Raw genomic sequence first — 9,239 nt, 5'->3', positions numbered from 1 at the left:
CATTTCCCATGCAAAAATGAGTGGCCGGGTTGCGCCATCTGCGGCTCAGAAAGCTCAATTCATCAGTAATTTCAATTGCTTGATTAGAGAATCCGAATGAGCTCCAAAGCGCTACCGGCTTTCGGTCGCAGTTTCGTGAGGCGGCAGATCGCCAATAAATCGCGCGCGATTGGCCTGCTGGCGCAGAGGACATATCCAGAATGCCAGTGGGGTTCCGTAGGCCGTGCACAACCGCCGCATTTGGGCTACCCATGCCGGGGAAACGATCGCGTTCGGGAACCGAATCCCGTTCAAACCTGCAGGCGCTTTGGCGTGCCATGAACTCGCGGATCGCTTTGGATTCCGGGTTCGCGGCAAATGACGCCAGGCTGTAAATCGCGATACTGGTTCCGCCGATTCCCTCATTGAAGGACCTGTCGTGACGGTCATCGATTTCTCCGCCTTTATCGGCCGCCTGGCCACCGCCTCGGGCGAAACCATCCTGCCCTTCTTCCGCACCTCGCTGTCGATCGACAACAAGAGCAGCCGGCACGACTTCGATCCGGTGACCGAGGCCGATCGCGCGGCGGAGGCGGTGATGCGACGGCTGATCAAGGCCAACTTCCCGCAGCATGGCATCGTCGGCGAGGAATTCGGCAATGAGCGGGAAGAGGCTGACTACGTCTGGGTGCTGGACCCGATCGATGGGACCAAATCCTTCATCGCCGGATTTCCGATCTGGGGCACGCTGATCGCGCTGTTGCACAAGGGCATGCCGGTGTTCGGCATGATGCATCAGCCGTTCATCGGCGAGCGCTTCTCGGGCGACAACGCCTCGGCGACCTATCGGAATTCGATCGGCGAGCGCCGGCTGTCGGTGCGGCGCTGCGCCTCGCTGAGCGAAGCCGTCTGCTACACGACGAGCCCCTTGCTGATGAACGATGCCGACCGCGGCATCTTCGAGCAGGTCCAATCTCAGGTCCGGCTGTCGCGCTATGGCGGCGACTGCTACTCCTACTGCATGTTGGCCGCCGGGCACCTCGACCTCGTGATCGAGACCGAACTCAAGCCCTACGACATTGCCGCCCTGATCCCGATCGTCAACGGTGCTGGTGGTATCGTCACCAATTGGGAGGGGGGCCCAGCGCAGACCGGCGGGCGCATCATCGCCGCCGGCGACAAGCGCGTGCACGAGGCGGCAATGAAGATCCTGGCCGGCTGACGCATTACTTTCTTACCCGGCGCCTGCCGGTGAACTTTTAAAGTCGATTGAACTCCGAAGTTCTACCTATGCCCGGTGGCATGCGGTTAACGGAGCATTGACCGCGCGCTGCCTAGGCTTTGCGCAAGCAAATTCATTCTCGTCTTTGTTTGCGCAATCGCCTGCCCCAGGGCGTTTTTGGAACGTACAGATGCTCCCATTCGCTTTTCGCCTGACCCATAAGGTCATGGCCATCGCCTTGGTCGGCCTGCTCGGATTAGTCGCCTTCGGTACCATCTACTTCCTTGGCGAGGCTTCGCAGCGAGACTCGCGCGCCTCCGCCGAACACGCCCGCGCCATCGCCGACATCAACCAGAAGCTCGCCAACGAGCTGCTCCAGACCCGCCGGGCTGAGAAGGACTTCCAGCTTCGTCGTGACGAGCGCTACGCGAAGCGTCACGCGGAGCTGAGCGCGACGATCACGCGCGAGCTTGCGCAATTGCGAAGCGTCATGCTCGCCAATGGCTATGCGACGCTCGTTGGAAAGGTCGATGCGGTTGCCAGGGGATTTGCAAGCTACGACCAAGAATTTGCAGCGGTCGAACAGGCGGAAGTGCGGCTCGGCCTGAACGAGACGCTTGGCCTGTCCGGATCGCTGCGCAACGCCGTGCATGCCATCGAAAGCAAACTGAAGGAAGCCGACGAACCGCGGCTGACCAGCGGCATGCTGATGCTGCGCCGTCATGAAAAGGACTTCATGCTCCGGCGCGACCCGAAATACATCGGCGAGCTGAAGAAAGCGGCCGCCGAATTCTCCAAGGCGGTGGCGAATGCCAACCTCGCGCCCGCGGTCAAGGCCGATATCGACCAGAAGCTGGACAAGTACCAGGTCGACTTCCTGGCCTGGGCTGACGGCGCCCAGGAGACGGCACGCCATGCGACGGCAATGTCTCAGGCCTATGCGGACATCGAGCCCATCCTTGCCGAGATCGGCGAGACGGTTGGCCAGCGCTATGCGGCCGCTCAGGCGGCGGAGGTGGCGACCGGTGAAGCGGTGAAGCGCTGGATGCTGATCACGCTCGGCGTTGCGCTCGTCGTCGTCAGCGGTGTGTCTTTCCTGATCGGCAGCGGCATCTCGAGGGCCATTCGGGCAATGGCCGGCGCAATGACGCGTCTTGCCCGAGGCGACGCCTCGATCCGCATTCCCGGCGTCGGCCGGCGCGACGAGGTCGGCGACATGGCCGACGCGGTCGAAGTCTTCAAGACCAACATGATCGAAACCGAGCGGATGCGGGCCGAACAGGCGCTCTTGGAACAGCGTCAGGCCGAGCAGCGAAAGGCCGACATGAACCGGCTCGCCCAGGATTTCGAGGCGGCGATCGGGCAGATCGTCGAGACCGTGTCCTCGGCTTCTACCGAGCTGGAAGCTTCCGCAGCGACCCTCACGCAAACCGCGCAACGCGGCCAGACGCTGGCCACGACGGTGGCGTCGGCCTCGGACGAAGCCGCCGCCAGCGCACAGTCGGTGGCCTCGGCGACCGAGCAGCTGTCCTCTTCGGTCAATGAGATCAGTCGGCAGGTACAGGAATCGGCGCGGATCGCAGGCGATGCCGTCGGCCAGGCCCAGCGCACCAACGCGCGCGTCGGCGAATTGTCGAAGGCGGCAAGCCGGATCGGCGATGTCGTCGAACTTATCAGCAGCATTGCCGGCCAGACGAACCTGTTGGCCTTGAACGCCACGATCGAGGCGGCACGAGCCGGCGAAGCCGGCCGCGGCTTTGCGGTGGTCGCCTCGGAGGTCAAGGCGTTGGCGGACCAGACCGCGAAAGCCACCGAGGAGATCGGCCGGCAGATTTCCGGCATCCAGGCCGCCACCGAGGAATCGGTCGACGTCATCAGGGAAATCTCCGGCACCATCGGGCGGCTCTCGGAGATATCCGCAACGATTGCGTCGGCCGTCGAACAACAGGGTGCCGCGACCCAGGAGATCTCCCGCAACGTGCAGCAGACCGCTGAAGGGACCCATCGCGTCTCCTCGAACATCACCGAGGTGCAGCACGGCGCCGCCGAGACCGGCTCGGCCTCCACCCAGGTGCTCTCGGCCGCGCAATCGCTCGCCAACGAAAGCAGCCGGCTGAAGCTTGAGGTCGGCAAGTTCCTGACAACCGTCCAGGCCGCATAGCCATCAGCCCGCCGCCTTGCGCAGGTGATCGACCAGGAGCTTGGCGGGACGCGGGAGCGCCTTGAAGCTGCGGGCGCAGATGACGAGCCGGCGATTGGCCCAGCCGTCCCGGAGCGTCATCACCGAGATCGGCATCGTGCGCGCACAGCGCCGGGCCGCGGCCTCCGGCACCACCGCGATGCCGACGCCGGCCGCCACCATCTGGCAGATCGCGTCGAAATCGCGCAGGCGTGCGCGAAAGTGCTGGCGAATGCCGAGCCGCGCGGCATGCTTGCCGATATGGACCTGCAGCGCGGTGGCCTGGGTCAGGCCGACGAAATCCTGCCCCGCAGTCTCGACGAAGTCGATCTGGCGCCGGCCTGCGAACGGCCCGCGGCGGCCGGCGACCAGGGTCAGCCGGTCCTCACCGAACACGAAGCGCTCGACATTGTCTGGGAGCGCGTGTTCGGCGGCAAAGCCGAGATCGGCGCTGCCGGCCGCGATCGCAGCCGCGATGTCGGTGCTCTCGCGCTCCTCGACGTCGACGCTGATATCGGGATGATCGCGCAGGAAGGCGGCCAGCGCCCGCGGCAAGTGCTCGGCGAGGCCGACCGTGTTGGCGAGCAGCTCGACATTGGCGCGCAGCCCCGAGGCGAAGCGGACCATCTCGCCCTGCATGGTCTCGACATTGTGCATGATGATGCGGGCGTGATCGAGCAGGCTCTCGCCGGCTGTGGTCAGCGCCACCCCGCGGCGGCCGCGCTTGAACAGCGGCACGCCAAACGAATCCTCCAGGCCCTTGATCCGCGCGCTGGCCGAGGCCAGCGCCAGATGCGCGCGATCGGCGCCGCCGGTGATGCTGTGCGCGTCGGCGACCGCGATGAACAGCCTGAGATCAACCAGATCAAACCGCACCTGTCATGCTCCCAGAGCCTTCGCTACAGCCGAAGGCTTGCTCCGTAACCTCCAGATTGTGCCGTCGAACGCGATCGGTCAATCTCAGTGCCATGATCGATCCCATCCTGATCTTCATCGCATTCGCTCTGACGCTCGCCGGCTTCGTGAAGGGCGCGCTCGGGCTCGGCCTGCCGACCGTCTCGGTCGGGCTGCTTGCGGTCGCGATGCCTCCGGGACGCGCGCTTGCCATCGTGATCGTGCCGGCCGTGATCACCAATATCTGGCAGACCTTCGTTGGCCCTTATCTGCGCGACATCGCCCGGCGTCTGTGGCCGCTGATGCTGGGCACCGCGGTCGGCATCTGCCTCAATGCCTCGGCGCTGAGCCATTCCTCGACGCATTACGGCAACATCGCCCTGGGCACCTTGCTGGTCATTTACGCCCTGCTCGGCCTGTTCAAGGTCGCCTTCAGCGTGGCGCCACGCCACGAGAAGTGGGTCGGCGGCATCGTCGGCCTCGTCACCGGCCTGATCTCGGCCGCCACCGGCGTGCAGGTGGTTCCTTCGGTGCCCTACATGCAGGCGATCGGGCTGCAGAAGGACGAACTGGTGCAGGCGCTCGGCGTGTTCTTCACCGTCGCCACCATTACGCTCGCCTTCAACCTGACCAGCTCGGGCCTGCTCTCGACCGCAACCGCCCTGCCCGGCGCGGTGGCGATGGCCTGCGCCTTCCTCGGCATGTTCGTCGGCCAGGCCGCGCGATCGAAAATGCCGGCGGAAACCTTCCGCCGCGTCTTCCTGGTCGCGATGGTCCTGCTCGGGCTCTATCTCGCCGGCAGCGCGATCGTGGAACTCTCCTGGTAGTTCTATCGTGCGTCCAAGAGCGCGATCCGAATGCCGAGATAGACGAACAGTCCCCCGATCGCCCGGTTGAGCCAAGCCACCGCCTGCGAGGAGCTCTGGACGCGCCTGGCCGTCCTTGCCGCGACCGCAGCGACACCGAGGCACCAGATCGTGCTGTTGGCGATGAAAATTCCGCCGAGCAGCAGAAAGGCCAATGGTTTCTGCGGGGCATCGGCTGCGACGAATTGAGGCAGGAAGGCCAGGAAGAACAGCGCCACTTTGGGGTTCAGTACATTGGTGAGCGCGCCCTGCAGAAATACCGTCCGAAGCGGGACCACCGGACTGACCACCTTCACGCCCTTCGCAGATGATTGCCGGTGTGTGAGCAGCAGCCTGATTCCGATATAGGCCAAATAGGCCGCTCCCAGCCATTTCACGGCCAGGAACGCCCTGGCCGAGGCCGCGAGCAGCGCCGACAGGCCGACCGCTGCGGCGAAGACATGCACCAGACAGCCGGTGCAGATGCCGAGCGCCGCCAGCGCCCCACCCCGCCAGCCCATCTGCATGCTGCGGCCGACGATATAGGCTGTGTCCGGACCTGGCGTGACGTTGAGCAGCAGGCCGGACAGGATGAACAGCCCAAAATCGTGAATTCCCAGCATGTCGGGTTCCTTCAAGGCATGGAGGTAGCGAACCAATCGCGCAGATTTCAGACGAATTGTGAGTTGCAAAAGGATTGGATTCAACGGCCGCTGCCATGGTATCGGCAGTTGCGGGAGCAAGAGTGCGATGGAAAGGCGGCTGGCTGCCATTGTCTGCGCTGACGTAGCCGGCTACTCGCGGATGATGGGGGCCGACGAAGCCGGCACGCATGCCGCGTTCAAGGCGCATTGCGGCGCGATTCATCCCATCATCCTCAATCACGGCGGCCGGATCATCAAGAAGACCGGCGACGGTTTCCTGCTCGAATTCCCCAGCGTGGTCGGCGCCGTCGAGGCAGCGGTCGCGCTGCAGAGGCTGATGGCCGAACGCAACGCGCATCTGCCGGCGGAACGGATCATGCTGTTTCGCCTCGGCGTCCATATGGGCGATATCATCGCCGATGAGGACGAGGTATTCGGCGACGGCGTTAACCTTGCGGTGCGGTTGGAAGCGGCCGCCCGCCCCGGCGGCGTGGCCATCTCGGCCAAGGTCTATCAGGAAGCGAGCCGGCATTTGTCGGTCAGCTTCGCGGACGCCGGCAATTTCCGCTTCAAGAACATCGAAGATACCATCAATGTCTGGGCCTGGGAGCCGGGCCACTCCGACAGGTCCCACGCGCCGCGAACCGGCTCGGCGCTGCCACCCCAGTACCGGACCGCGATCGTCGGCGTGCTGCCCTTCGTCAATCTGAGCGACGCCGCCGACGATTACTTCTCCGACGGCCTGGCCGAGGACCTGATTCACGCGCTGTCGCTGCAATCGTTCTTCCGGGTCCTGAGCCGGAACTCGACCTTCGGCTTCAAGAATGGCGGTCTCAACGCTCGCCTGATCGCGCGCGAAACCGATGCAACCTACCTGATCCAGGGCACCGTGCGCCGCGCCGGTGCCAAGATCCGGGTGACGGCCGAGCTGGTTGCGCCCGAGAGCGGCGAGCAGCTCTGGGCCGGCCGCTATGACCGGGACATCGGCGACGTCTTCGTCGTGCAGGACGACATCACCACCAATCTGTGCGCCGCGCTGATCCCCGAAATCTATCGCGCCGAGGCTGCGGTCCCGACCCGTTCGCTGAGCACCGACCTCACCGCCTGGGACCGCTTCCTGCGCGGATTGTCGCATTACTATCAGCCGACCAAGGCCGATTACGAGCGGTCGATCGCGCTGTTCCGGGAAGCAATCGCGCTCGACCCGGGGCTGGCGATCGCCCATACCTATCTCGGCACCATCCTGCTGCAGGGCGTGCATTTCGGCTGGATCAGGAGCACCCGCGAATTGTGGGACGAGGCGCTGCGGCTCGCCGAAACCAGCGTGCGGCTCGCCCCGCGTTCCTCCTTCGCCTATTCGCTGCTGGCTTACGTCAACGCGATGGAGGGCCGGTATGACACGGGAATGGAGGCGGCGCACAAGGCGGTCGAGCTCAATCCCTACGACATGGGCGCGCGCGGCGTGCTCGGCGCCTGCTACATGGTCAGCGGCGAGCATCAGCGCGCGGTCGAGCAGTTCTCGATCGCGGCCCAGCGCGGCAACAGCGATCCGCGCTACCAATGGAACGTGCTGAGCGCGTTCACCCACTATCTGCTCGGGCACTATGACGCAGCGCTCTCCTGGGGGCGCGAGTCCTATTACGAGAACCCCAATCACCTGCAGGGTCTCGCGATCCGGGCCGCCAGCCTTGCGCAACTCGGGCGGTTGATCGAAGCCAAAGAGGTCGTCACAGCCATGCTCGGTCTCTACCCGTGGCTGACGGTGGAGCGGCTGGCGGGCAATATCCGCTGGAAAAATCCCGATGACATTGCGCACTACCGCGAGGGTCTGGTGAAGGCGCGCATTCCCTCGGTGAGGCTGACCTTGGTCGAGACGGTCACGCAACGCCTGGCGGAATCCTGATCCGGAAGGCCTGCGCGCCTGCGACTTTTGGTTGACACGAAGTCGGATTACACCATCATCGACATAGGCCGTGAGAATTCCTGTGCGCGTGTGGGATGGTTCACGCGCGCGCATTCCGGTCCACGCTATTCGTTTCATCACTCGCCACTTTGCCTGAGGATGCGACTGCATGCCCACAGACCGCGCCCCCGCCGACGACGCGCTGCCTGAACAGAATCCCGTTTCGCCCGACAATCCCTGCCCCTTCCTGCGCGCGCTCGTCACCGGCGGCTTCGTCGGCGGGCACGCCGTGCCGCTGCCGAAGATCTGCAGCACGATCCAGGCGGCGAGCGGCGAGACCGGCTTGCGCCGGCGAATCGTCTGGGCGCAGACCTTTGGCGTTGCGCTGATCGCCAACGGGCTTGGCCCGCTGCGGCTGTTGCGCAGCCTGTGGTCGGGCGCCGATCTCGATCAGCTGCGCAATGGCCCGCTCGACAAGCATGGTGGCGGCTCGCGCATTCTCGATGCCGCGGCCGAGGTCCATCCGGATGAAATCGACCGCTTCGCCTGCTTCGGTAGCGACTATCCCAACCCATGTGGCGGCACCGAGCGCGGGCTGAATGCGGCGCAGATCAAGACCTTCATGCGCGCCAATCTCGACCGCGACGGCGCTGATGCCCGCTGGTACTTCCCCATACTGATGCAGGGCGAGTGGCCGGTGCTGCTCCGTGTGATGGGCAAGGGTGAGGGCGACAAGCGCTATCTCAGCGTCGCCGAGGTCCGCACGCTGTTCGTCGAGCGCACCCTGCCGGAGCGGATCGTGACCCGGCTGGTCACCAAGCCGAAGCCTGCGGGCGTGCTGTGGCGGCTCGGCCGGGCCACGATCGCAGCGCTGGTCCTGCTGCTTCTCCTGCTCGGCGTAGCCTGGCTCGCGATTCCCGACCAGGTCGATCAGATGCTGGCCGACAGCCTGCCGAAGCCGATCGCCCAATATGTCCCGCCGGCGCTGCCGGCCTATGAACAGCCGAAGGCGGCGCACTGGCTCGATCAGGGCTGGACGGTGAAGGACCGGCAGTGGTTTCACCACGTCACCCAGGGCACGGCGACGTTCCCCGTGCCCTACAAATGGTTCTTGGCGCTGGAGCAGCCTTATTTGTCCGTGTTCGGCGCGCCCGGCCTGATATCCGACAGCGCCTATCTCGAACGCTTCGGCTTCATCTCGAGCCCGAAGATGGTGGACGGCGACGCCGCCGCGCTCAAGCCCTACGGCTTCGACACCGCAGCCGACGCCAATGCCGCACCGGCGCCCGCACCTCAGCCGGGCCTGACGCCAACGCCGGCCGACAATCCGAATGGCCTGCCGGTCGGCTTCGCGCGGCTGAGCGGCGCGGTCAATCCGGCCACCGGCGCCGCCGAGCCCGACAAGATCGGACTTACTTGCGCGGCCTGTCACACCGGCAGCATCCGCTACAAGGGCACCAGCATCCGCTTCGACGGCGGCCCGGCCATGGTCGACCTGCGCAAGCTCGAAGAGGCCATGGGTTTTGCGATGATCCTGACGCAATGGGTCCCCACGCGCTTCTCCCGCTTCGCC

6 protein-coding genes and 1 pseudogene are annotated in these 9,239 nt (G+C 65.1%); 5 read left to right on the top strand and 2 right to left on the bottom strand.

Going from position 1 to position 9,239, the window contains the following annotated elements; all coding sequences use genetic code 11:
- Positions 1-418 precede the first annotated feature (418 nt).
- Together hisN and BRAS3843_RS15630 are read left to right on the top strand one after the other, a co-directional pair.
- Positions 419-1,201, top strand: a complete 783-nt coding sequence (gene hisN, locus BRAS3843_RS15635; protein WP_008969918.1) for a histidinol-phosphatase — start codon at positions 419-421, stop codon at positions 1,199-1,201.
- A 190-nt stretch (positions 1,202-1,391) separates the two neighbouring features.
- On the top strand, positions 1,392-3,362 hold the full coding sequence (locus tag BRAS3843_RS15630) for a HAMP domain-containing methyl-accepting chemotaxis protein (protein ID WP_008969917.1): 1,971 nt from the start codon (positions 1,392-1,394) through the stop codon (positions 3,360-3,362).
- 3 nt (positions 3,363-3,365) lie between these two features.
- Here BRAS3843_RS15630 and BRAS3843_RS15625 read toward each other — a convergent pair whose 3' ends face one another.
- The gene (locus BRAS3843_RS15625) at positions 3,366-4,256 is read right to left on the bottom strand and encodes a LysR substrate-binding domain-containing protein (RefSeq protein ID WP_008969916.1); all 891 of its coding nucleotides are present in this window, start codon (positions 4,254-4,256) and stop codon (positions 3,366-3,368) included.
- Positions 4,257-4,348: 92 nt separating this feature from the next.
- On the opposite strand from BRAS3843_RS15625, the gene BRAS3843_RS15620 reads away from it, so the two are divergent.
- Positions 4,349-5,101 (top strand): sulfite exporter TauE/SafE family protein, encoded by a 753-nt coding sequence (locus BRAS3843_RS15620; RefSeq protein ID WP_008969915.1) that lies wholly within the window; start codon positions 4,349-4,351, stop codon positions 5,099-5,101.
- Positions 5,102-5,103: 2 nt separating this feature from the next.
- On the opposite strand, the gene BRAS3843_RS15615 is transcribed toward BRAS3843_RS15620, so the two are convergent.
- Positions 5,104-5,742: a LysE family translocator gene (locus BRAS3843_RS15615; protein ID WP_008969914.1), complete on the bottom strand. Its 639-nt coding sequence runs from the start codon at positions 5,740-5,742 to the stop codon at positions 5,104-5,106.
- A 127-nt stretch (positions 5,743-5,869) separates the two neighbouring features.
- Between BRAS3843_RS15615 and BRAS3843_RS15610 the strand changes: the two genes are divergently transcribed.
- Together BRAS3843_RS15610 and BRAS3843_RS15605 are read left to right on the top strand one after the other, a co-directional pair.
- Positions 5,870-7,666 (top strand): tetratricopeptide repeat protein, encoded by a 1,797-nt coding sequence (locus BRAS3843_RS15610; protein ID WP_008969913.1) that lies wholly within the window; start codon positions 5,870-5,872, stop codon positions 7,664-7,666.
- A gap of 169 nt (positions 7,667-7,835) precedes the next feature.
- Positions 7,836-9,239 (top strand): annotated as a pseudogene (locus BRAS3843_RS15605) (cytochrome C); the annotation flags it as partial.

Origin of the sequence: Bradyrhizobium sp. STM 3843 (assembly GCF_000239815.1) — a bacterium.
In the GTDB taxonomy this organism is placed as follows: Bacteria; Pseudomonadota; Alphaproteobacteria; order Rhizobiales; family Xanthobacteraceae; genus Bradyrhizobium.
This window is presented reverse-complemented; position numbering and strand designations above follow the sequence as displayed.